This is a genomic window from Pseudoxanthobacter sp. M-2, from assembly GCF_046156265.1.
Taxonomy (GTDB): Bacteria; Pseudomonadota; Alphaproteobacteria; order Rhizobiales; family Segnochrobactraceae; genus CAMDHY01.
The window spans coordinates 347,841-370,926 of sequence record NZ_JAWDIR010000043.1; the positions used below are offsets into that span (position 1 = coordinate 347,841).

General features: G+C 68.5%; 18 protein-coding genes. 2 read left to right on the top strand and 16 right to left on the bottom strand.

Going from position 1 to position 23,086, the window contains the following annotated elements:
* The first annotated feature begins 18 nt into the window (after positions 1-18).
* Positions 19-1,185 (top strand): CaiB/BaiF CoA transferase family protein, encoded by a 1,167-nt coding sequence (locus RUR49_RS19305; RefSeq protein ID WP_409148034.1) that lies wholly within the window; start codon positions 19-21, stop codon positions 1,183-1,185.
* Between the two features lie 12 nt (positions 1,186-1,197).
* On the opposite strand, the gene RUR49_RS19310 is transcribed toward RUR49_RS19305, so the two are convergent.
* From RUR49_RS19310 to RUR49_RS19380, 15 genes are all read right to left on the bottom strand, one after another.
* Positions 1,198-2,043: a MaoC family dehydratase N-terminal domain-containing protein gene (locus tag RUR49_RS19310; RefSeq protein ID WP_409148035.1), complete on the bottom strand. Its 846-nt coding sequence runs from the start codon at positions 2,041-2,043 to the stop codon at positions 1,198-1,200.
* The gene (locus RUR49_RS19315; RefSeq protein WP_409148036.1) at positions 2,040-3,368 is read right to left on the bottom strand and encodes an MmgE/PrpD family protein; all 1,329 of its coding nucleotides are present in this window, start codon (positions 3,366-3,368) and stop codon (positions 2,040-2,042) included. Before RUR49_RS19315 ends, RUR49_RS19310 begins: the two co-directional genes overlap by 4 nt.
* Before the next feature lie 22 nt (positions 3,369-3,390).
* The gene (locus RUR49_RS19320) at positions 3,391-4,560 is read right to left on the bottom strand and encodes an acyl-CoA dehydrogenase family protein (protein ID WP_409148132.1); all 1,170 of its coding nucleotides are present in this window, start codon (positions 4,558-4,560) and stop codon (positions 3,391-3,393) included.
* Positions 4,561-4,723: 163 nt separating this feature from the next.
* Positions 4,724-5,656: a LysR family transcriptional regulator gene (locus tag RUR49_RS19325; RefSeq protein WP_409148037.1), complete on the bottom strand. Its 933-nt coding sequence runs from the start codon at positions 5,654-5,656 to the stop codon at positions 4,724-4,726.
* A gap of 16 nt (positions 5,657-5,672) precedes the next feature.
* Positions 5,673-7,556: a hypothetical protein gene (locus tag RUR49_RS19330; protein WP_409148038.1), complete on the bottom strand. Its 1,884-nt coding sequence runs from the start codon at positions 7,554-7,556 to the stop codon at positions 5,673-5,675.
* Positions 7,553-7,978 (bottom strand): hypothetical protein, encoded by a 426-nt coding sequence (locus RUR49_RS19335; RefSeq protein ID WP_409148039.1) that lies wholly within the window; start codon positions 7,976-7,978, stop codon positions 7,553-7,555. Before RUR49_RS19335 ends, RUR49_RS19330 begins: the two co-directional genes overlap by 4 nt.
* A gap of 32 nt (positions 7,979-8,010) precedes the next feature.
* Complete coding sequence (locus RUR49_RS19340) at positions 8,011-10,200, bottom strand: flotillin domain-containing protein (protein ID WP_409148040.1); 2,190 nt, start codon at positions 10,198-10,200, stop codon at positions 8,011-8,013.
* 48 nt (positions 10,201-10,248) lie between these two features.
* Entirely contained in the window at positions 10,249-10,938 is a 690-nt protein-coding gene (locus RUR49_RS19345; protein WP_409148041.1) for a bacteriorhodopsin, read from the bottom strand.
* Positions 10,939-10,999: 61 nt separating this feature from the next.
* Positions 11,000-12,364, bottom strand: a complete 1,365-nt coding sequence (locus RUR49_RS19350) for an ABC transporter permease (protein WP_409148042.1) — start codon at positions 12,362-12,364, stop codon at positions 11,000-11,002.
* A gap of 57 nt (positions 12,365-12,421) precedes the next feature.
* The gene (locus tag RUR49_RS19355; RefSeq protein WP_409148043.1) at positions 12,422-13,765 is read right to left on the bottom strand and encodes an ABC transporter permease; all 1,344 of its coding nucleotides are present in this window, start codon (positions 13,763-13,765) and stop codon (positions 12,422-12,424) included.
* A gap of 26 nt (positions 13,766-13,791) precedes the next feature.
* Positions 13,792-14,745, bottom strand: coding sequence for an alpha/beta fold hydrolase (locus RUR49_RS19360; RefSeq protein WP_409148044.1), 954 nt, complete (start codon positions 14,743-14,745; stop codon positions 13,792-13,794).
* Between the two features lie 16 nt (positions 14,746-14,761).
* Positions 14,762-15,166: a hypothetical protein gene (locus RUR49_RS19365; protein ID WP_409148045.1), complete on the bottom strand. Its 405-nt coding sequence runs from the start codon at positions 15,164-15,166 to the stop codon at positions 14,762-14,764.
* On the bottom strand, positions 15,167-17,446 hold the full coding sequence (locus RUR49_RS19370) for a YbhB/YbcL family Raf kinase inhibitor-like protein (RefSeq protein ID WP_409148046.1): 2,280 nt from the start codon (positions 17,444-17,446) through the stop codon (positions 15,167-15,169).
* 100 nt (positions 17,447-17,546) lie between these two features.
* On the bottom strand, positions 17,547-18,713 hold the full coding sequence (locus tag RUR49_RS19375; protein ID WP_409148133.1) for an ABC transporter substrate-binding protein: 1,167 nt from the start codon (positions 18,711-18,713) through the stop codon (positions 17,547-17,549).
* 216 nt (positions 18,714-18,929) lie between these two features.
* Positions 18,930-20,006, bottom strand: a complete 1,077-nt coding sequence (locus RUR49_RS19380; protein WP_409148047.1) for a tartrate dehydrogenase — start codon at positions 20,004-20,006, stop codon at positions 18,930-18,932.
* Between the two features lie 245 nt (positions 20,007-20,251).
* Here RUR49_RS19380 and RUR49_RS19385 point away from each other — a divergent pair, with 245 nt between their 5' ends.
* Complete coding sequence (locus RUR49_RS19385; RefSeq protein ID WP_409148134.1) at positions 20,252-21,424, top strand: fumarylacetoacetate hydrolase family protein; 1,173 nt, start codon at positions 20,252-20,254, stop codon at positions 21,422-21,424.
* A gap of 44 nt (positions 21,425-21,468) precedes the next feature.
* On the opposite strand, the gene RUR49_RS19390 is transcribed toward RUR49_RS19385, so the two are convergent.
* Positions 21,469-23,043 (bottom strand): AAA family ATPase, encoded by a 1,575-nt coding sequence (locus RUR49_RS19390; RefSeq protein WP_409148048.1) that lies wholly within the window; start codon positions 23,041-23,043, stop codon positions 21,469-21,471.
* Positions 23,044-23,086: the final 43 nt, after the last annotated feature.

Below are 23,086 nucleotides of genomic sequence, written 5' to 3' on the forward strand. Positions count from 1 at the left end.
GGACGCGGGAGGTTTCGGATGGCGGATCTCGAGGGGTTGCTCGTCGTATCGCTCGAGCAGGCGGTGGCCGCGCCCTATGCCTCCTGCAAGCTCGCGGACGCCGGGGCGCGCGTCGTCAAGGTGGAGCGCCCGGAGGGCGACTTCGCCCGCGGCTACGACAGCCTGGTGGAAGGCCAGAGCGCCTATTTCGTCTGGCTGAACCGGGGCAAGGAGTCCGTCGCGCTCGACCTCAAGTCCAAGCCTGACCTTGCCCTGTTGCAGACGATCGTGGCCGATGCCGACGTCTTCATCCAGAACTTCGCGCCCGGCGCGGTCGACCGGCTCGGGCTCGGGGCAGCCGAACTCTGCGCCCTCCACCCTCGCCTCGTCTACTGCTCGATCTCCGGCTACGGCGACCAGGGCCCCTACCGCGATCAGAAGGCCTACGATCTGCTCGTGCAGGCCGAAAGCGGCCTGCTGTCGGTCAACGGCACACCGGACGCCTCGGTGCGCGTCGGTATCTCGGTCTGCGACATCACCGCCGGCCTGACCGCCTACGCCGCGATCCTGCAGTCGCTCATCCAGCGCGGCCGCACGGGCAAGGGACGGCACATCGAGGTCTCGCTGTTCCATGCCATCGCCGACTGGATGAACGTGCCCTATCTGCAGACGCGCTATGGCCACAAGCCGCCGCAACGGGTCGGGTTGCGCCATCCGACCATTGCGCCCTACGGGGTCTTCACCTGCGGCGACGGCAAGCAGGTGCTGCTCGCGATCCAGAACGAGCGTGAGTGGGCACGCTTCTGCGCGGACGTGCTGCAGGACCCGGCGCTGCAGACCGATGAGCGCTTTTCCACCAACATCGCCCGCGTGGCCAACCTCGAGGCTCTCGAGGCGGCGGTCCACGCGGTGCTGGGGACCCTGACGCGCGAGGCGGCGATCGGCCGGCTGCAGGCCGGCGGCATCGCCTATGGCCGGCTCTCCAGCCTCGACGATCTCGTCCACCATCCGCAGAACAACCTGATCACCGTCCGCACCGACGGCGGCGAGATCGAGCTTCTCGCCCCGGGTGCGAGCTTCCCCGGGGAGGCGCCCGTGAGCTTCGGCCCGGTTCCGGCCGTCGGCGAGCACACGGAGGTGCTCAGGCGCGAGTTCGCAACGCGGGCCCAGGCGGCCGAGCGCAAGCACGTCGTGGCCGGCGAGTGATCTGGCAGGCCTTCAGAACGAAGCCGTTCCCGCCATGCTGACGCCGCCGGCTTCGGGCCGGACCGCGAGGGCCATCTCGCCGTCTTCCGTCCAGTCCGCCTCCACGGCGAAGCTCTCGCCCGCATGGAGCGGCGCCAGCCCGCGATAGGCGAAGCGCGCCGGCTCCCGACCGGCTGCACGGGCGGCGAGGTTCAGCATCAGCGTCGCCTGCAAGGGACCGTGCACGACGAGCCCCCCGTGACCCTCGACGCCAGTCGCATAGGCGACGTCGTAGTGGATGCGGTGGCCGTTGAAGGTCATCGCCGAATAGCGGAAGAGCTGCGTGGTGGTCGCCGTCCGCACCTCGCGGAAGGCCGCGGCCGGCCGATCCGAAGGGCGCTGTGCGGGATCCGGGCGCCGCGTCCCCGCCTGCCGATAGACGATGTCCTGGCGCTCGGTGACCACGACGCGGTCCCCGACGGCATAGGCGTGGCGCACGGCGACGAAGCAGAGCGGGCCGGTGGAGCCGTCCTTGAAGGCTATGCTCTCGATCACCGAGGTCTTCGTCACGCCGTCGCCTGCGGCAAAGGCACCGTGAAGAACGACCTCGCCGCCCGCCCACATCCGCCGCTCGAACGGCAGATCGGGCAGGAACAGCCCGAGCCGCGGATGGCCGTCTCCTCCGAGGTCGCCGGCGCCGACGATCTCCGGCGCGAGGCACCAGAAGACGCCGGGCGGGACAGGCGCTTCGGCGAGTGCGTCACCAAAGGTGGCGCGGTACTCGTCGAGCAGTCGCCGGCTGACGACGTCCTCCCGCACGGTCCGCCGGCCGATCCAGTGGGCGTACCGCTCGGCGAGAGAGGCCGATGGCGCGCTCACGCCGGATCCACGACGAGATGGGTGGCGAGCGTCCGGGCCGTCAAGCCGTCGAGGGTGTCGACCGCTGACCACAACTGGTCGGCCGCCGCGCCGCCGATCACAGCCCGCGCCTTTGCCAGGAGCCCGGCGGCGATCACCTCGGCCGGCATCGGATCGGCGAGATCGTGGAACATCTCGGCCGTGCCGGCCTCGCCGGTGATCGAAACCACCGCACCGGTGTCGCTCACCGACGGATCGCCGACGACCCGCACCTTCGCCGCGAGCGCGGCGAGGCGCGGATCGGCCGCGAGCGCGTCCGTATAGGTCGACTCGGCCGCGGTATCGACGTCGTCGATGACCATTGCGGCGAGGTGGCCGTAGGCGAACTTCACTTCGAGACCGGTGCGCGGGTCCTTGATGTCGCAGACCTTCAGCCAGCGCGGGTTGGTGCGCAGCGTGACCTGCTCGACGCCCACGGTGGCGCCGTCGCGCCGCAGCCTGGCGAGCGCCTCGATCATCGCGTGGGTGCCGTGGCAGCAGGCGTGGAACTTGTACTTCACGTCCTCGAAGACGAACCTCTCCGGCGGCGGATCGGCCCAGGCGGCGGCCTCGTCGACGGTGTCGGCATGGGTGTCGACGAAGCCCTGCGGGCCGCCGACGCCGTCACGGGCCGAAACGAAGCCGCGGGTGGCGAGAAGCGCGGCCTCGACGCCATTCGCGGCCGAGATGCCGGCGTTGAAGGGCTTGCCCATGGTGCCGAACTGCGACTTCAGGCCGGAGGCGCGGGTCGCGACGAGGCCGAGGGCGTTCGCCATCTGCCCCGCGTCGAGCCCGAGCAGCCGGCCGGCGGCGACGGTGGCCCCGAAAGCACCGGCAGTAGCTGTCTGGTGGAAGCCGCGCTCGTAGTGGCCGCGCCCGAGCACCATGCCGATGCGGCAGGAGGCTTCCGCCCCGACGAGAAACGCCTCCACCACCCGGGCGCCGGGAGCATCGACCAGTTCACCCACCGCGAGGGCGGCGGGATAGATGCCGACCGAGGGATGGCCGACGTGGGCGAAATGGGTGTCGTCATAGTCGAGCGCGTGCGAGGTGGTGCCGTTCGCCAGCGCCGCCGCCCTGGGCGGCACCTTCCCGCCTGTGCCGGCGAGCGTCGCCTGCGGGCGGCCGCCCTCGTCGAGCACCATGTCGCGGACGATGCGGGCGGCGGGCTCGTCCGCACCGGCACGGGCGCAGACCATCCAGTCGAACAGCGAGAAGCGCGCCATCTGCAGCGCCCTCGCCGGCAGCGACGACGCATCGACGATGGCGAGGGCGACGAGGCGGTGAAGGGTCTCGGGGGCGATCATGGGGGGCTCCGCGGCCGTGGGGTCAGCCGTAGGACTTCGGCAGGCCGAGCACCTTCTCGGCGATGAAAGAGAGGATCAGGTTCGTCGAGATCGGCGCGATCTGGTAGAGGCGCGTCTCCCGGAACTTGCGCTCGACGTCGTATTCCTCGGCGAAGGCGAAGCCGCCATAGGTCTGCATGCAGGCCTCTGCCGCCTCCCAGCTCGCGTCAGCGGCGAGCATCTTCGCCGTGTTCGCCTCGACGCCGGGGTCGTGGCCTGCGTCGTACATGCCGCTCGCGCGGTAGACGATCGCCTCGGCGGCAAGCATGTGGGCATAGGCGCGGGCGAGCGGGAACTGGATGCCCTGATTCTTGCCGATCGGCGCACCGAAGACGACGCGGTCACGGGCGTAGGACGAAGCCTTCTCGAGCAGCCACTTCGCATCGCCGATGCACTCCGCGGCGATCAGGATGCGCTCCGCGTTCATGCCCGAGAGGATGTAGCGGAAGCCCTGCCCCTCGGCGCCGACGAGCGAGGAGGCCGGAATGCGAACGTTGTCGAAAAAGACTTCCGTGGTGGAGTGGTTGATCATCGTCCGGATCGGCCGGATGGTGACGCCGTGCCCGACGCATTCCCGGAGGTCGATCAGGAACACCGAGAGCCCGTCGGTGCGCTTCTTGACGTCCCCCCGCGGCGTGGTGCGGGCCAGAAGCAGCATGAGGTCGGAGTGCTCGGCGCGGGACGTCCAGATCTTCTGGCCGTTGATGACGTACTCGTCGCCCTCGCGCTTCGCTGTCGTCTTCAGGGCAAGGGTGTCGGTGCCGCTCGTCGGCTCGGTGACGCCGAAGGCCTGCAGGCGCAGGTCGCCTGAGGCGATCTTCGGCAGATAGGCCTCCTTCTGCGCCTCGCTGCCGTGCCTGAGAACGGTGCCCATCGTGTACATCTGCGCATGGCAGGCGGCGGCGTTGCAGCCGTTGCGGTGGATTTCCTCCAGGATCACGGCCGCCGCAGTCAGGTTGAGGCCGGAGCCGCCGTAGGTCTCCGGGATCATCGCCGCGAGATAGCCGTCGGCGACCAGCGCGTCGACGAACTCCTTTGGATAGGCACGTTCGCGGTCCAGGACCCGCCAGTATTCCCCTGGGAATTGTGCACAGACCTGCGCTACGCCCTCGCGGATCTCGGCGTAGTCGGCCGTCGGGTCGAAACTCTTCATCATCCCTCGAACCTTGATCTGGTGCCTTGGAGACCGGGAGCCGGGCCTGCCGCTGCCCCGCCGTTCGTCCGCCTGTCCTCGTCTTTCTTCCACACGGGAAACCGGGCCGGAACGAGCGATTTCCTATACGGGCGATAGCGTCGCGTGATGGCTGGCCGGTTGGTCATGCCGTCGCTACCTCGGGCTCGAGCTGTCGGCTGTGCGCCGCGACGAACGCCGCGATGACGTCGGCGCCGCTGCGGTTTCGGGCAGCCGCTGGCCGAACGATGGCGATGGTGCGCCGCATCTCCGGATGATCGAACGGTCGGCAGAAGAGCCGCCCCGCCTCGACGTCGGCGCGCACGCTGTGCTCCGGCAGGATCGTGGCGTAATCGCCGGCGCCCTCTGCGAGCACACCCTTCACGGCATCGAGGGAATCGAGCTCGAGATCGGGCACCAGCGACGCGCCCGCGCGGGCGGAAACGGTGTCGATGATGCGTCGAAGCTCGTGGATGCGGCTCGGCAGGACCAGTTTGCGGCGCGCCGCGGCGGCGAAGTCCACCTGACCTTCCAGCGGGCGGGCGCAAACGAGCGCCAGTTGCTCGGTGAAGAGATCGATCACCTCGCAGCCTCCGCGGTCGCGGGGGCTGTAGGTCAGGGCGATGTCGAGGCGGCCGCCCTCCAGGAGGCTCTGCAGATCGCCGCTGTAGGCCTGGATGACCGACAGCGACAGATTGGGATGGGCTTCCCGCAGATGGGTGATGACCCCCGTGAGGAAGAACGGCGCAATCGTCGGGCACACGCCCAGGACCACGGGGCCGCCGACGTCCGAAAAGCGCCGACGCAGTTCGCGCACGATGCCGTCCAGTCCCTCGAGGTGCTGACGCGCGTGCGCCAGCAGGTAGCGCCCGACCTCGGTGGGCTCTGCGCCGCGGGCCGTGCGGATGATGAGGGGCAGACCGACCTCGCCCTCGAGAAGCTTCACCTGGCGGGTGAGCGCCGGTTGAGCGACGCCGATCACCGTCGCCGCGCGCGAAAAGCCACCGGATTCGCAGACCGCCACGAAGTAGCGCAGCCGCCGGAGATCAAGCCCGCTCCCCTGCTCGCGCGCGCTCATTGGGTCGTCCCGCCGGTCATCGTCTGGCAACCCGCGCCAGCGTCCGCTCGATCCACACCGGCGCGCGGCGGTGGAACGTCGACGGCGGCCCGGCATCCAGGGCAACCCGTCGGGCGGGGCCGGGTTCGATCACGGCCATCCGGCCGTGGTAGGCGAGCCACCAGATCAGGAACACGCCGACGAACCAGAACAGCACCTGCCAGACCCACAGCGAGGGCAGTCCGACCTGCGCCGGGCCGCCAGCGAAGATCGGCTCGGAGAAGAACGTGTTGCCGAGGATCGCCGCAGGCCCGAGCGCCAGGAACGCCCACAGCAGCACCAGCGACCACTTCGCGCTGCGCGCCGCGCCGCTGCCGAGATCGGCGGGATAGGCGGCGCGGAAGGCATCGTGCAGGCGGTCGCGGTGATCCCGTTCGGCCCCCCCGCGGGTGAAGATCGCGACGAGGAGGGTCGCCGCGAGGTTGAAGGCGAGGCCCCAGGCGGCCGCGTGGATGGTCAGCGGCCAGCGCCCCCACGGCAGCTCGACGAAGAGGCCGTCGAACAGGACGAGGCCCGGAGGCTCGGTGAAGACGACCATCAGGCAACCGACGACGAGGCCGGCGAGGACGGCGCTGCGGCTGAGCCAGGGCAGCCAGCAGAGCCCGAGCACCGCCGGCAGCACCTGAATCGACAGCGGCAGCGCCAGCGACGCCAGGATCGCCGACGGCAGCGGCGCGAACACCGCCATTGCCGTCAGAAGCGCGAAGACGACGGCGAGCGCGATGCGGGTGGCCAGCCGCTCGCCCTCGGGGGACAGCTGCGGCAGCATGTAAAGGACGACTGCCTCTTGGGTGAAGATGCGGGCCGCCGCCCCCGCGAACAGCGCGACGCCGATCTGCACGACGCCCACGACGAGGAGCAGAAGGCCAACGCCGAGCAGTGGCTCGGTGGCCGCGAGCCGTTCCGCCAGCCCGGCCATCGCCGCGGCCGGATCGGCCCCGACGGACGTAGCGAGGGCGGCCGCGAGGATGGGCGTGCCGACGACGAGGAGCCCGGCGGCGATGCCGCCCGTCACCCAGGTCTGGCTGAAGGCGATGGCGGTGCGGGCGCGCGTTCCGATCGCGAGCATCAGGTAGGCGGGGCTGAGGACGATGCCGGCGAGTGCGAGTGCGGCCGAAAGGATGCCGGTCGTCGTCCAAAGGCCGCCGATCGTCGCCTCCTTGCCGATGCCGGCGGAAGCCTGGAACACGCCCGGTATCCGGTCGGCCAGGATGCCGGCCGCGGTCGGGATGGCGGCGCCGAACAAGGGCACGCTCTGATCGGCGGAGACCGCCACCGCGAGGAAGGCGAGGAGTACGAGGACGATCAGCGACTGGCCGGCGGCGACATAGACGATCGCGCGCCAGCCGCCGAGCACCGAGGGCAGGAACAGGAAGACCGCGACCACGGCAATCACGCCGGCGCGCGGCAGAGCGCCCGCCGTGGCGTTCGAGAGAAGGTCGCCGACGCTGGCCAGCGCGGCTGCCGAGAACGGCAGTGCATAGAGGGCTGCCAGCATCATAACCGCGATCCGCAACGTGACGCTGCCGTAGTAGCCGCCGATCAGAGCCCCGGGCGAGGCGATCCCGGTGAGGCGGGCGGCGAGCACGACGCGCTTGACCACGAGCACGCCGGCGAGGGCGACCATCACGAGGCCGACCGCCAGGTGGCTCGCCTGCAGGCCATAGCGGGCGGCGAGCGCGAGGTGGTTATCGAGGCCGAGGCCCGCGAAGACGATCCCGGCCGATCCGAAGATGAAGGTCCAGGCAGGAAGACCCTCCGCCTCGAAGACCAGCGTCTGCCGCCGCCGCGCGCACAGAGCGGCGATATAGACCGCGTAGGCGGCCGTGACACCGAAGAGGACGACAAGGAGGCTGGTCATCGGCGGAAGTCGCGGATGACGTCGAAGGCGTCGAAGGCGCCACGCACGCCGTGGCGGATCAGCATGTAGACGACGACCGCCGTGGCGAGGCCGATCAGACCGAGGCTCGCCGGCAGGAAGCCGCTCGCGCGGAACTCAGGCGAGACGAGACCGCCGAGGCCAATCGCCACCAGGCCCGCAACAGCGGCGACGAGGCCGAGCCCGAGCTCGCGCGAGGTGAAGACCGTGCGGAACACCTCGTTGACGATGACGTGGCCGATGAAGGCGGCGAGCGCCGCCCCGAAGGCCGAGAGCGTCAGGACGAAGGACCCGCGGTCGAGCCCGATCGACAGCAGGGTGGCCGCGACGAAGCCGCCGGCGAGCCACACGGCGACAACGAGCGCGTGGCGGTCGAGCGGATCATCTTCCGGTCGCGAGCTCATGACGCTCCTCCCTCCTCAGTCCGCGGCGAGGCTCAGTTGTCGCCGTCTTCCTTGCCGGAGAAGTTCCGGAACTGCATTCCGCCGGCGCTGCCGAGGGTCTCGATCGGCAGCCCGAGGTCCTTCATCAGCCCGTCCACGAAGGCGACCTGGGTGCGGTATTTCATGGCCGAGTTGACCACGCGGTCGGTCATGTTGCCGCCGCCGCCACCGCCACCGCCGCCGGCGCCCGCCGTCTCCGACGGGCTGTTGAGCCCCGGCAGCCCGTCGACCTGCAGGATCTTGATCGACTCGATCTTCTCCATCGGCCTGACCGTCTCGCGGATGATGCTCGGCAGGTTGTTGACGAGGCTCTCGTAGACGGCGCTCTTGCGGCTCGCCTCGGAGCGCATGTTTTCGGACTCGTTGAGGGCGCGCTGGCCCTCCGCCTCCTTGACCGCGCGCACCTCGAGGGCATTGGCGGTGGCGATCTCTCCGGCCGCGCGGTGTTCGGCCGCCTCCTTGTCGGCGGCGGCGATCGTGATGAGGCGCACGGCCTCGCGCTCCGCCTTGGCCGCGGCGTCGATGAGGTCGACCGTCTTGGCGCGGGTCGCCACTTCCTCGGCGCGCACCGAGACGACCTGCTCCTCCATCGCGGCGAGCGACTTCAGCGCCTCGGCGGCCTTGGTCTTGGCGTAGGCCTCCTCGATCGACTTGTTGATGACGGCGATCAGCCGCTCCTTGTCGACGATCTCGACCTCGAGCTCCTGCTCGATCTCGAAGCGGTCGACATACTTGCGGGCGGCGATGCGCAGCTCGTCGACCTCGCGGTTGGCGACGATCGCGGCGTCCTCGACCTTGCGGAAGGCGGAGGTCTCGGCGAGCTTGATCTTCTGGTTCTTGGCGATCTCGCGAGACGTGTACTCCTCGTCGCGGCTGAGGCGCTCGGTGTCGATGGCGAAGCGCTTGGCGATCATCGCCTTCTCTTCCTCGGCCGCGGCGAGCTCGTTGGAGATTCTGAGTTCCTTCGCCTTCTCGACAGACAGGAGCTCGATCGCATTCGTCGTCTCGATGCGGCTCTGGGCGACCGCCCGCTCCTTCTCGAGCTTCGCCTCCTCGATCTCGGCGTTCGCCTCGGTCTCGCTGATCGCCACATCCTGGCGCGACCGGATTTCCGCCTCGCGGACGAGGCGGTCCGCCTCGATCCGCTCCGCCTCGACCTTCTGGCGGGTCTGCAGCCGCTCGGTCTCGAGGCGGGTACGGGCGCCGATCTCGGCGAGCTCCGTATCCTTCTGACGCTCGATTTCCAGCGTCTTGATCTCGTTCTCGGAGTTGATGCGCTCCGCCTCGACGAGCTTGTCCCTGGCGATGCGGGTGCGCTCTGCTTCCTGCTCGGCCCGCACCTTCGCGTTGGTGATGCTGATCGTCGAGGACGAGCGCTCGGCCTCGATCTCCGCGAGTTGCGCCGCCCGGCGGATCTCGATGCTGCGCGTCTGCTCGATGCGGGCGTACTCGAGGTCGCGGTCGATCTCGAGAGCGCGCTGCTCGGCCTCGTAGTCCTTAAGCTTGATGTCGATGCGCGCCTCGTTCTCGATGCGGTTTCGGATCTTCCGCCGCTCCTCGATCTGCTCGGTGAGCTGCGTCAGGCCCTCAGCATCGAACGCGTTCGACGGGTTGAAGACGGAGATGTCGGTCTGGTTGAGGCTCGTCAGCGAGGCGTTCTCGAGCTCGAGGCCATTCGAGCCGAGGGTGCGGGCGGCGACGTCGGCCACCGCCTGCATGTAGCGCGCGCGGTTCTGGTGGATCTCTTCCATCGTCATCGTCGCCGCGACCGAGGACATCGCGTCGACGAAGCGGCCCTGCACGACCTCCTTGAGGGACATCGGATCACGGGTCCGGTCGCCGAGGGTGCGCGCCGCCATCGAGACGCCGTCGCGCGTCGGGATCACCCGCACGAAGAACTCGGCGACGAGATCGATGCGCATCTTGTTCGCCGTGATCAGCGACTGCTCGCCCGAACGGCGGATCTCGACCGGGATGGCGTTCATGTTGACGGCCGTCGTCGTGTGGACGATCGGGATGACGAGGGCGCCGCCGCCCATCACCACCCGCTCGCCGCCGAGGCCGGTGCGCACGAACGACTGGTCCTTCGACGAATGCCGGTAGAGCCAGTGCAGCAGGTAGACGACGATCGCGACCAGGATCGTCAGCAGGATCAGGACAGCAATCGCATCGGTGACAATCATGGTCGTGACCCTCTTGCTTCAGGCCGTTTGTCGCTCACGCGCGGCTTTTCAGTATGATTCCTGCCCCGCCACGGCGAGAACGATCATCGATACGGTGATGAGGTTGAAGAGATCGGAGACATTGTAGAGGACGAGGACCGCGGGGGCCTGTCCGACGCCGATGACGACATCGACGAAGTGCAACACCGGGTAGATGGCCCAGCCGATCGTCATGATCAGGCGCATCCAGAACCAGCCAAGGCGGACCGGGCGCGTTCCCTTGCGAACCCAGTCCGCCATTGAGCCGAAGTACATCTCGCCGAGGATGTAGAGCCAGAAGGCCATCGACAGCAGGACGCCGAGCGTCGGGTTGAAGAAGCCCGCATCGCCGAGATAGCGGGTGAGCACCATCAGGATCGCCGCGACCGTGATGCGCCAGAACACACCGACGCTCACGGGCCCGAGGCAGCGGGCGAAAAAATAGGCGGCGGCAACCTGCAGCGGCACGACGGTGAACCAGCCGGCATAGCGCATCGCCGCCGTCATCTGCTGCTGCGCCAGCCACACCTTGCCGGCGTCGAGATAGGCAAAGCCGGCGGCCAGCAGCGCGATGGCGGAGAGCGCCAGCGGCACCCGCCACCGGCTCGACGTCCAGGTCAGGCCGACGAGCGCCAGCGCAGCGAGTGCGAGCGTGGCGATCGTCGCCACCGCATAGGAGGTGCTGACGACGTCGCCCGAGCCGTAGAGGGTTCCGAACATGGACTTCTGTTCCCTTAGACGGTGGTGTCGCGTGTCGCTCGACGGGTCGTCCGCATGCGCATCAAACCTGCGCGCGGATGTGCGGCGAGCGGCCGTAGAGGGCGACCATGGGCAGGATCAGCAGTCCGAAGATGAACTGCTGCCATTCGTATTTGAGGCCGATGCCGATGAGGAACGAGCTCAGGATCTGCAGCACCAGCACGCCTATGACGGTGAAGCCGTAGCCGCCGTAGCCGCCCATCAGCGAGGTACCGCCGATGACGACCGCGGCGAGCGTGGTGAAGAGGTACTGGTCGCCGGCGCCGATGAAGCCGCCGCCACTCCAGCCGAGGAGGAGCGAGCCGGTGAGGGCCGCGAAGAAGCCCGACAGCGTGTAGGCGAGCGTCCAGTATTTCAGCTCGGAGATGCCGATCAGCTTCGCCGACCGCCGGTTGCCCCCGAGCGCGTAGATGTTGCGGCCGTAGGTCGAGTAGCGCAGGCCGACGATCACGATGATCGCGATGGCGATCCACAGGATGATCGTCGGCGGCACCCCGAGGCCGAACGTGCGGCCGTTCATGGCGGCGAGATTGGAGAGCCACTCCGGAACGGTGCCGAAGACGTTGCCGGAGAACTGCGAGCCGATCGAGGTGATGATCTGGACGAGCCCGGCGATGGCGAAGCCCGTCCCGAGCGTCATGATCAATGCCTGTCCTTGCAGCTTGTAGGACAGGAGCCCGTTGAGAAAGCCGAATGCGGCGCCGATCACCAGCACCATGCCGGCCGCGACCGGCGACGGGACCCCCAAGCCGATGAGGTAGAGGAGGCCGATGTTGGCCGCGCCGATGACGAAGGGGATCGAGAGGTCGAGCCCGCCGAGCAGCGCCACCATCGTCTGGCCGACGCAGGCGATACCGAGGAAGGCGGCGAACAGCAGGATCGCCTTGATGTTCGCCTCCGACAGGAAGCCCTTGATCGTGAACGACGAGATGACGACGAGGGCGAGCAGCACGATGAGGCCGATGAAGGCGCTGCGGCCGTGCTCGAAGACCTTGCTCACCTTGAAGGCGAGCACGAGGATGAGTTCGAGGACGAGGAAGGCGATGAGGTTCGACAGCGTCCGAAATGACGGCACCGTGGCGGTGACGATGAGATAGGCGACGAGCAGGACCGCCATCGCCAGGATCAGCACCCGGTTGCGCGACCAGACGGAGCCGGCGCCGGCGGACGGCTCGACGGGCGCTACCTCCTCGCGCTGGCGCCGTTCGAAGGCGACGGCCACCGTGTTGGTGACCCAGAACAGCACCGCCACCGAGACGAGCGTGTAGAGGATCACCTGCTGGGCCGGCAGGCCCTGGGCGAAGCCGAGCCCGAAGCCGATGCCCGCCACGACGAGCGTCAGCACTAGGTTCAGCCAGAGCAGGACGAGCGAGCGCGGGAAGGTCATCAGCGTGCTCCCTGGACCGTGCGGGCCGTCGCCTGCCGTGCTCGTCCCGCCCTCGGATCAGACCCGGACCGCATGTCCCTGACCCGCGAGCAGGAGGAGAAGGAGGATCAGCGATCCGACGAAGACGTAGAGGAACAGGCCGACGCGGTAGGAGAGCGCCTCGGCGACCACCATGCGGGTGACGACGGTCAGCGTGCCCAGCACCACGACGAGGGCGAGAACGGCCTGTTGCAGCGGCGTCGGTGCGGCGAGACCCGTCCAGGTCGGGTCGCCGGACGGCGGCAGCAGCAGGAAGCGGGTGGCGAGGTCGCCGGCGGCCGCCACCCCCGCCCCGTCGCCGACGGGGGCCGTGAGATAGGTCTCCGCCGTTCCGACGTGCAGCATGATGCCGGCGACGACGCAGCCGAGCACGACGAACGCCGCATAGGGCGAGATGAACCAGATGTAGCGGCCGATGATCGGCACGAGCAGCGTCAGCAGCAGCGAGCAGACGAGGATCAGCCCGTAGAAGAGCTGCGTGACGAAGGCCTGCTGCGCCCCGAAGTTGAAGGTCGCCAGCACGTAGCCGATCAGGAACAGGTTGACCGCCCCGAGGAGCGCCCCGGTGACGCCGCCGCGGCCGCCGGAGAGGGCGACGCCGCCGAGGACGAGCGCCGTCACGGCGGTCAGCGTCATCGTGGTGCCCTGCGTCGGGTCCCCGGACGAGATCAGCGCCGTGTAGCAGATCGCGGCGAGGCCGACGTAAACCCCGGCGATCAGGTGGGCGCCGATGCGCACCACCGAGATGCGCACGCCGCTCGTGTAGGCGGCGCGCTCGTCGTAGCCCATCAGCCGGAGGTTGGCGTAGAAGGACGACCGGGTGAAGAGCAGCCAGCCGGCGGTGGCGAGCACCAGGATCAGCAGCACGGGCGAGAAGATCGTGTTGCCGAGGCCCCACGAGCTCATCCACTCCGGCGCCGTGCCGCCCGGCCGCCTCAGGATGACGAGATTGATGCCGGTGAGGGCCAGGAAGCCCGACAGCGCCACGATGATCGGCTGCACGCGCACGAAGATGATGATGAGCGCGAAGGCGAGTTGGTAGAGCATCCCGATGCCGAGTGCGACGAGGAAGATCCCGAAGGGACCCGTCACCACGCCCAGCATGTTGAGTTTGACGATCGAGACGTTGATGAAGGCGAGCAGCGGCCCGACCGCGAGGTCGACGGTGCCGCGGCCAGCGACCGCGAGCGCCATCAGGGCATAGGTGGCGAGCGTCAGCGGCGCGGCGACGATGATCGCGCTGCCGATACCCGGTAGCGACACGAGATTCGGAGCCCGGATGGCCGCGGTGCCGAGCAGCACCGCGATCAACAGGATCGGCACCAGCAGATAGGTGGTGTTCGAACTCCGACGCTCGGACATCGCCCCGTTCCGCCCTCTCGCGCTCGTCAGAGGTCGATTACGCGGCGGCCCGACGGACGGTCACCGCGGCCCGACGAGCGCCCCTCGGGATTGGCCTGGCGGAAGGCGGTCTGGCCTCCCTGCCCTCGCCGCTCCGGGTCGTTGGTGACGATCTTCTTCAGGACCGGCGTCACCACGTCCTTGAACTTCACCGGGTCTTCCGACGTCGGGAAGTGGCCGCCCGAGAAGATGATGCACTCGGAGTTCTTCACCCGTTCCGCGGTCCGCTCCGTCATCTCCGGCGTACAGGCAAAATCGTACTCCCCGGTGAGGAAGTAGATCGGCAGCTTGCCGGAAATCTTGTGCAGCTGGTCGCGGAAGTCGGAATCGACGCTGTAGAAGTAGAGGTCACCCTTGAAGATGCCGGGGCCGCCCTGCGCGTAGTACCACCACGTCTCCCAGCGGTACTCGTCGGGACTCTCGGGGCTCATCAGGCCGAAGACGGCCGTCGCGACGACTTCTCCGCCGTGGATGTGGGGATGGTGCAGCGGATCGATCCACCAGCCCGGCGAGTGATCACAGGCCTCGAGGGCGATCAGGGCCGAGAACTCGTTCTCGTAGCGCAGCGCCAGCGCCAGGCAGACGTTGCCGCCCATCGACTGGCCCATCACCACCGGCTTCCTGAGTTCGAGGGCGCGGCAGAAGGCGACGATGAATTCGACGTAGAACTTCGTCGTCAGCTTGTACTCGTCCTCCATGAGATAGAAATCGGAGGGCGGGATCGACTTGCCGTGCCAGGGCATGTCGAAAGCGATGACGCGAAAATTCTGCGTGATGTCGGGGTCGCAGAGTTGGTGGCGATACTGCCGACCGTCGGTGCCGGCCGTGTGCAGGCAGACGAGCGGAATGCCCTCGCCGTGCTCCTCATAGTAGGTGCGGTAGGTCTTGCCCTCGCACTGGACGTAGACGTAACGCCCGACGATCGGATCATGGGTGTTCATGGTGTTCCCAGTCCCCTCAGACTTCTCTCATCAGCGAGAGCATGCGGGTGAGCGCACGCAGGTTCTGCCAGAACGGCAGCGTGTTTCCTTCGATGGTCAGCTGCTTGTGCAGCGGATGCGCCATCGCCCAGATGTCGTTGAACATCGGCGGTGGGATCGGCTGGCAGAACTTCGCCCAGGCGCTCGCCGGCGCCTTGAGACCGAAGTCGAAGCCGAAGTCATTCGGCTGCAGACCCTCTGAAATCCGCGATATCTTGCCGCTCCGTACCTCGATCAGGTATTCCGTGTCGTCGACGCCGAGAACAAAACGACCGTTGAAGAAGCGGCCGATGACCGGCAGGATGCGGTCTTCGTTGACGCGTCGCGCCCATTTCTCGATCCACTCGAGATCGAAGCTCTTTCGACTGCCTAATCTACTCATTCAGCCCTCCTCGACCAGAAGAGATTGCGAAGGATCGTCCACCTGGCGCGGCAGAGGCTTGCCGGCGGGGCCGTACACCGCGACGAAGGACGCGGTATCGATGGTCGCCGGCAGCACGGCCGCCGAAAACGCCGGCAGACCGGCGTCCGGGGCGATGTCGAGCACCGCGACCTTGAGGGCGTAGAGCGTGAAGACGTAGCGGTGCGCCCGGTCCGGCGGCCACGGGCCGCCGTAGCCACGCCCGAAGCCGGGGATCTTGAAGGTGACGAAGTCGGACGGAAGTTCACGCGCACCCGTCGGCATCAGCGCCGTCCCGCTCGCACCTTCCGCGAGCCCGCGCACGTCGGCCGGGATGTCGTGCACCAGCCAGTGGGCGAACGCCCGCGGGAAGTTGAAGGCCTCCGGCAGGTCCGGGTCGGTGATCGCAAGGGCGAAGCTGCGCGTGCCCTGCGGAACGCCGCTCCAGGCGAGCGGCGGCGAGATCCGGCTGTCCTCGACGAAGCGCGTCGGTACCCGGCCGCCCGGCGTGATGGCGGGGCTCGCGAGCACGAAGGGCGTCGCGGTGCTCGCCTCATCGCGGTTCGTGTGCTCGCGGGCGGATGGCCGCGCGGGCCTGCCCACCGGTACCGGCCGCGGCACCGGACGCCCACCGTCGAAGGCCGGCGCGCGCCACGTGGTGGCGATCGTCGCGGCGCTCCCGCCCTCTCCGGTCGGGGCAGCGTGATGCGAATGCCGCTCTTCCTCTGCGAGCGCCTCGCCGGGTAGCGGCGCGGTCGTCTTGCGCCCGAACATCGCGTTCAGGATGGCGTGGCCGTCGAACGGAGGCTCGAACTCGGCCGAGATCGCACCGTTGCGGAAAACGTGCACGCGCGTGCAGAGATTGAGGAACTCCTCGATCTCGCTCGACAGGAACAAGACCGCGTTGCCTCGTGCGGCGAAGTCCCGGAGGTTGCGGTAGAGATCGAGCTTGGCGCCGACGTCGATGCCGCGCGCCGGGTCGTTGAGGACGAGCACCGCCGGCTTCTCGGCGAAGGCGCGGGCGATCAGCACCTTCTGCTGGTTGCCGCCCGAGAGCGAGGTGATGAGGTTCTCCGGTGCCCCCATCCGCACCGAGAGCTTGTCGGTCTCCCAGCGGAAGATGGGATCGAGCTTCGTGCGGTTGACGAGGTTGAGGACGCCGCCGGCACGGTAGGCGCGATAGACCGGCAGCAGCAGGTTCTCGTAGATCGACAGGTTGGCGAAGATGCCTTCCTTCTTGCGATCGCCGCTGACGTAGCTGATCGCGTTGTCCCGTGCGCTCTGAAGATCGGTGATCGGGATCGCCACGTGGTCGCGGACAAGGGCGATGCGTCCGGCCACGAGCGGCTGGACGCCGGCGACAGCGCGGGCGAAGTCCGACTGCCCCTGGCCGTCGAGGCCGATGATGCCGACGACCTCACCCGGGTGGAGCGTGAGGTCGATCGGCGGCGCATCCGGCCACACCTTCGCTTCCTCGACGCGCAGCAGCGCCGCGGCGGACTGGCGCTGCGGGATCGCGCCCCCGTGCATCACCTTTTCCCGCTCCGGCCCGGCGATGAGCTCGAGAATGCGGGCCTCGGTGATCTCCTCCTTCTGCAGCGCGCCGACGTCGCGCCCGTCGCGGAGCACGGTGGCGCGGTCGGCGATGCGGACGAGCTCTGCGATGCGGTGGGTGACGATCAGGATCGAGACGCCGCGCGTCTTCAGCTGCCGCATCTTGCGGAACAGTCGCTCGGTCGAATCGAAGTCGAGCGCGGCCGAGGATTCGTCGAGGATCAGCACCTTCGGGTCGGTCAGCAGCGCGCGGCCGATGGTGATCCACTGCTTCAGCGACAGCGGCAGTTCGCCGACCGGCGTGTCGAGGTCGAGCGGCTCGCCGAGGAGGTCGACGAGGAGGGCGTTCGCCTTTCGCCGCTTCTCCTCCTGGTTCATCGATGCGCCGAACAGGCCGTCGGAGCCGAGATAGAGGTTGTCGAGCACCGAGCACTCGTCGGCGACCAGCACCTCCTGGAAGACGTTGGCCACACCGAGCTCGCGTGCCTCGACGGGGGACGTCGCCGACTTTCCGAGGATCGAGACCTGGCCGCTGTCGGGAATCAGCACGCCGGAGATGACCTTCGCCAGCGTCGACTTGCCCGAGCCGTTGCCGCCGATGATGGCGTGAACCTCGCCGGCGAAGGCGCGCAGGCTCGCGCCGCTCAGCGCGACGGTCGGCCCGAACGTCTTGCGGACGGCAGAGAGCTCGACGGAGACAACGGACATGGAGGGCGGCTTCCCGGTGGCCGGCGGAGCGCGTCGTGAAGCGTGCGACATCGGCGAGACCGCCCGGCTCGCGAGCCAGGCGGTCCGCCGCGCGTCTGCCTCAGTGGGACTTCGGGTCGTAGGCCTCGGGATCGGCCGGGCGCAGGAAGAACTGGTCGAGATAGTCCTTGCTCGCCCACTTCTCGATGCCGACGTTGTACCAGCCGTCGGAGTCCTCGTTGCAGTCCTCGCCCATCACCGTCTTCAGCTGCTCGAAGTCGAGCGTCTGCGGATAGGTGAGGATCGACTGCACCTTCGGGCCCTGGCCCTGCAGCGTGCGCATCATGATGTTCCAGGACATCTCGAAGTCGTCACCCGGAGGCCAGGCCTGGATGGTCGACGAGATGTACTCGGGATTCTTGCGCCAGTAGCAGAGCGCCCCGAGCTCGCCGCCGATCGTGATCGGCACCATCTCGCGTCCGCTCTGCTTCAGCGCGCGCAGCGCACCGAGCTCGGAAGCCGACTGGATGATGATGCCGTTGAGCTCGCCCGGGTTGGTGGCGAGCCAGCGCTGCACCTCGGACTGGGCGATCTGGTCGGTCCACATGCCGGCGACCGTGCCGCCGACGGAGATGTCGGGATACTTCTCGAGGGCCTTCAGGATGCCGACGTTCTGGCTGTCGGACGCCGAGGCGCCGGGGATGCCCTCGACAACGAGGACGTTGCCCGTGCCCTCGATTTCCTTCGCCATCCACTCGCCCATCATATAGCCGCCGAGGACGAAGTTCGCCGACGAATTCACCGAATAGGGCGAGGTCAGGTAGCCGGTCGCCGAGAACACCGGCACGCCGCGCTCGTAGGCGTACTGCACCGTCTGGTTCAGCGCCGTCGGGTTCGAGCAGCAGATGATGATGGCATCGACATCCTGGTCGACGAGCTGGCGCATCTGCTGGATCTGCGTCGAATCATTGAGGTTCGACTGCGTGATCACGACGTCGCTGATCATGCCGAGCTGCTTCCACTTGGGAATCAGCGTCTCCTGCAATCGCTTCATCTCGTCGGCTCGCCAAGTGTTGCCCGCATAGGAGCTGGCGAAGCCGATCTTCCACGGCGGCGGGCGCTTCGCCTTGAAGTCGCGGTAGGGGCTGACGCCGACGGGCTGCATCGGGTCGAGCATGTCGGGATTGTAGAGGTCGTTGCGGACCTGCTCGGGCAGTTCGTCCACGCCCTCGGCGAGCGCCGTACCGGCGGTGGCCACCGTCAGGGCAAGCACACCCGCTCGCAACAGCGTTGCGTTGAAATTTCCCACGATTTCCTCCCTCGGACGCGCATTTTTGCGTCTTGCGACGGACCGGCACGGTGGCGGCCCGACAAGGTCCCCTAGGAACCGGAGGGAGCATCGACGATCGCGGCGACGCGGCTGTAATACATTTTTTCGATGCCCGATATACGCACAGGGTATGGCGCAGATCGGAGTCCGGGGCGTCCGGCCCTGTGGCGCAGGTCAGGCGGTGATTGCCGCCGCGATCGCCTTGCCACAGGCGACTGTATCGGCGGTGCCGCCGAGATCGCGTGTCCGCGTGTGCGCGTCGACGAGCGAGGCCTCGATTGCCCGCACCATGGCTGCGGCGGCCTCCAGGTGCCCGAGGTGATCGAGCATCATGGCCCCCGCCCAGATCTGGCCGATGGGGTTGGCGATGCCCTGCCCCGCGATGTCCGGTGCCGAGCCGTGTACCGGCTCGAACAGCGACGGAAAGCGACGCTCCGGATTGATGTTGCCAGACGGCGCGATACCGATCGTACCGGTGCAGGCGGGCCCGAGATCCGACAGGATGTCGCCGAATAGGTTGGAGGCGACGACGACGTCGAACCGGTCCGGGTTGAGGACGAACTGCGCCGTGAGGATGTCGATGTGGTACTTGTCCCAGGTGACGTCCGGATAGTGACTTGCCATCTCGACGACGCGCTCGTCCCAGTAGGGCATGGTGATCGAGATGCCGTTCGACTTGGTTGCGGAGGTGAGGTGCTTGCGCGCCCGCGTCCGCGCGAGATCGAAGGCGAAGCGGAGGATGCGGTCGACGCCCGTGCGCGTCATCACCGTCTCCTGCAGCACGATCTCCCGGTCGGTCCCCGGAAACATCCGGCCGCCGATCGACGAGTACTCGCCCTCGGTATTTTCGCGCACGACGTAGAAGTCGATGTCGCCGGGCCGGCGGCCGGCGAGCGGCGACGGCACACCGGGCATCAGTCGCACCGGACGAAGATTGACGTACTGGTCGAACTCCCGCCGGAACTGGATCAGCGAGCCCCACAGCGAGACGTGGTCGGGGACGGTGTCCGGCCAGCCGACGGCGCCGAAGAAGATCGCGTCGTGGCCACCGATCCGTGCTTTCCAGTCCTCCGGCATCATCCGGCCGTGCTCGGCATAGTAGTCGCACGAGGCGAAGTCGAACGGCTCGAGTTCGAGGCCGATGCCGAACCGCTCCGCCGCCGCCTCCAGGGCGCGCACCCCTTCCGGAACCACTTCCTTGCCAATGCCGTCGCCGGGGATGACGGCAATTCTGATCGTGTTGGGCTGCATGAGTGGTTTCCTGGAGGCGCGTCGCGACAACGGAACTGTGCGTCGGCGGGAGACGCGGTCCCGCAGCCGAGGATTTGCCCAGGAAGCCCACGGAAGCAACCCAAGAGGTTCCATCGCCTGGTGCCGGCGGCGCCGCGAGGCAGACAGGAGCGCGCCATCGGGGCTCGAACCTCCCTCTCCCCCGCGATAACGTCTGCGGCAACGGTCATCCGCCGCCACACCCGGGAGCGACTCGAGCCATGTCCATGCCCGTCTTCTCCGCACCAGACGTGCTTCCCAACGATGGCGTCGTGGGCACTCTCATCGCCCGCGTCTTCAGGCCAGGCCTCGGGCCAAGTGTCTGTGTGGTGCGCGGCGACGCGGTGGTGGACATCACAAGCAAGACGCACCCGACCGTGCGCGACCTCTGCGAAGCATCGGATCCGGCCGCTGCAGCGCAGGCCGCACCGGGTGAGCCGATCGGCACGGTCGGCGACATCATCGCCAACAGTGACGAACGCCATCGCGACGAGAGCCGGCCGTGGCTACTGGCGCCGGTCGATCTCCAGGCCGTGAAAGCCTGTGGCGTGACCTTCGTCGAGAGCCTGCTCGAGCGCGTCATCGAGGAACAGGCGCGCGGCGCCCCCGACCGCGCTGCAGTCGTGCGGGCCGAACTGACGGCCCTGATCGGCACCGACCTGTCGCGCCTCTCGCCCGGGTCCGAGGAGGCGATGCGGCTGAAGGCGGCGCTGATCGAGCGCAAGGCCTGGTCGCAGTACCTCGAGGTCGGCATCGGCCCGGATGCGGAGGTGTTCACCAAGGCCCAGCCGCTGTCGGCCGTCGGCCTCGGCGCCGACGTTGGCGTGCTGGCGTCCTCCTCCTGGAACAACCCGGAGCCGGAAATCGTGCTCGTCGTCTCGAGCGCCGGGCGCATCGTCGGCGCGACCCTCGGTAACGACGTCAATCTGCGTGATGTCGAGGGGCGCTCGGCGCTGCTGCTCGGCAAGGCGAAGGACAACAACGCCTCGGCGGCGATCGGCCCCTTCCTCCGCCTGTTCGACGCGACCTTCTCGATCGACGACGTTCGCGCGGCCGACCTGGAACTGGTGGTCGAGGGCGAGGACGGCTTCCGCCTCGATGGCCGATCGTCGATGCGCAAGATCAGCCGGTCGCCCGAGAGCCTTGTCGCGGCCGCGGCAGGCCGTCACCATCAATACCCGGACGGCTTCTGTCTCTATCTCGGCACGATGTTCGCGCCGGTGAAGGACCGCGGCGAGGCCGGCAGCGGCTTCACCCATCACCGCGGAGACGTCGTGCGTATCTCCACGCCGACGCTCGGCGCCCTCGTCAATCGCGTCAACCTCTCCACCGAATGCACGCCTTGGACCTTCGGTGCCGCGTCGCTGATGCGCAATCTCGCCAGCCGCGGGCTGCTGTAGCGGCAGGGTGGACCACCCTGCCCACTCGTGCCGACGCGCCCGGGTCAGGCCATCTCAACGCCAAGGACTCGCTCACAGTCCGCCACCACGACCTCGAGGGAGCGACCCGCGTCGACGCGGTGCCACCGGATCGGGCCGCTGTCGCGCGCCACCTGTTCGGCCACCACCCGCCGGTCCGCATCCGAGGCGTCACCCCGGCGGCCGGCGACGCGGTCGGCGAGGGTGGCGGCCGGTGCATCGAGCCAGATCCCGTCGAAGCGCGCTTCGAGACATTCCGCCACGGCCGCCACCGCCTGCCGCTCGCTTTCCTGCTGGTGCACAGCGTCGATCACGACGGCCAGCCCCGCTCGCAGCACCGTTTCCGCCTTGCGGTGCAGCACGCCGTAGACGGCTTCCGTCACCGACAGGTCGTAGGCGGTCTCGGGCAGGCGCTCGAACTCTCCCGCCCCGAGCAGGCCCTTGCGCTCGACGTCACTGCGCAGGTGCACTGCGCCCGGCAGAGGCCCGAGGCGGGCCGCGAGGCGGGCCGCGACCGAGCTCTTGCCGCTCCCGGATAGCCCACCGATCGCCAGCAGTCGCGGTGGCACCGGCCGCAGCGCCGCTTCGGCGAGTGCGAGATAACGCTCAGCGGTGGCCCGGAAGCCGACCTCGCCGGTCTGCTGCAGCCGCACCGCCTCGATCTTGGCGCGGATGGTGGCGCGCACGGCGACGAACAGCGGCATCGCTGCCACTCCCGGCAGCCCGGCCTCGTCCCGTGCCTCGGCGAGTGTGCGGTTGAAGACCCAGTTCGCCTCCCCTGCCCGGCCCCGCTGCAGGAGGTCCATGACGAGGAAGGCGAGGTCGTAGAGAACGTCGATGGTGGCGAGGTCCTCGTCGAACTCCAGCGCATCGAACAGCGTCGGCCGCCCCCCGACGAGAGCGATGTTGCGGAGGTGGAGGTCGGCGTGGCAGCGCCGCACATAGCCGGCGCTCGCCCGCTCGCGAAGCAGCGGTGCGACTGCCTCGAGCGCGCGCCGTGTTTCGCCGGCCAGCCACTCCAGGCGCTCGGGATCGGCTAGATCGCCGATCCCCAGGAGGGTCGTGCTGTTCTCCTCGACGACGTCGCGAAGGTGGGCGACGAAGTCCGCCTCGCGGCGAACCGGCGCGCGCGCATGGGCGGCGGCGATGACGGCGGCAGTCTCCCGGAGGAGGTCGGGATCGAGCCCGCCGCGGTCGTCGACGCGGTCGAAGGTGAGGGTCTCGTCGAAGCGACGCATGTGCACCAGCCACTCGACCGGCACACCCTCGCCGCCGAGCGAAAGCGTCCCGTCGGGCCGGCGCACGACGGCAACGGTGCCGAGATAGAGCGACGGCGCGAAGGTCGAATTGATCTCGACCTCCCGTTCGCAGGCAACGCGCCGCAACTCCAGGGTCGAGAGGTTCATGAACGGAAGGCGCACCGCCCGCTTCATCTTGTAGACGTCCGGACCCGCGAGCACGACGACGGCGCCGTGGGTCTCGACCGTCGTGGCAGGCGCGCCTCCTCTTGCGGCCGTGGCGAGCAGGAAGGCCATCACGTCCGCCTGGGAAGCCTCCACCGGGTGCCGATCTGGTTCGTGAGTGTCGGTCGTATCTGCCATCATCGCCTCTGGCTGGGGGCCGGCGCTTGCGCCTGATCGGAAT

Bases quoted from the DNA above. Each gene is read 5' to 3' on its own strand.
- RUR49_RS19315 (WP_409148036.1), bottom strand. From the start codon at position 3,368: ATGATCGCCCCCGAGACCCTTCACCGCCTCGTCGCCCTCGCCATCGTC.
- RUR49_RS19355 (WP_409148043.1), bottom strand. From the start codon at position 13,765: ATGTCCGAGCGTCGGAGTTCGAACACCACCTATCTGCTGGTGCCGATC.
- RUR49_RS19360 (WP_409148044.1), bottom strand. From the start codon at position 14,745: ATGAACACCCATGATCCGATCGTCGGGCGTTACGTCTACGTCCAGTGC.
- RUR49_RS19385 (WP_409148134.1), top strand. From the start codon at position 20,252: ATGCCCGTCTTCTCCGCACCAGACGTGCTTCCCAACGATGGCGTCGTG.
- RUR49_RS19365 (WP_409148045.1), bottom strand. From the start codon at position 15,166: ATGAGTAGATTAGGCAGTCGAAAGAGCTTCGATCTCGAGTGGATCGAG.
- RUR49_RS19335 (WP_409148039.1), bottom strand. From the start codon at position 7,978: ATGAGCTCGCGACCGGAAGATGATCCGCTCGACCGCCACGCGCTCGTT.
- RUR49_RS19380 (WP_409148047.1), bottom strand. From the start codon at position 20,006: ATGCAGCCCAACACGATCAGAATTGCCGTCATCCCCGGCGACGGCATT.
- RUR49_RS19305 (WP_409148034.1), top strand. From the start codon at position 19: ATGGCGGATCTCGAGGGGTTGCTCGTCGTATCGCTCGAGCAGGCGGTG.
- RUR49_RS19345 (WP_409148041.1), bottom strand. From the start codon at position 10,938: ATGTTCGGAACCCTCTACGGCTCGGGCGACGTCGTCAGCACCTCCTAT.
- RUR49_RS19370 (WP_409148046.1), bottom strand. From the start codon at position 17,446: ATGTCCGTTGTCTCCGTCGAGCTCTCTGCCGTCCGCAAGACGTTCGGG.
- RUR49_RS19340 (WP_409148040.1), bottom strand. From the start codon at position 10,200: ATGATTGTCACCGATGCGATTGCTGTCCTGATCCTGCTGACGATCCTG.
- RUR49_RS19320 (WP_409148132.1), bottom strand. From the start codon at position 4,560: ATGAAGAGTTTCGACCCGACGGCCGACTACGCCGAGATCCGCGAGGGC.
- RUR49_RS19330 (WP_409148038.1), bottom strand. From the start codon at position 7,556: ATGACCAGCCTCCTTGTCGTCCTCTTCGGTGTCACGGCCGCCTACGCG.
- RUR49_RS19390 (WP_409148048.1), bottom strand. From the start codon at position 23,043: ATGGCAGATACGACCGACACTCACGAACCAGATCGGCACCCGGTGGAG.
- RUR49_RS19325 (WP_409148037.1), bottom strand. From the start codon at position 5,656: ATGAGCGCGCGCGAGCAGGGGAGCGGGCTTGATCTCCGGCGGCTGCGC.
- RUR49_RS19350 (WP_409148042.1), bottom strand. From the start codon at position 12,364: ATGACCTTCCCGCGCTCGCTCGTCCTGCTCTGGCTGAACCTAGTGCTG.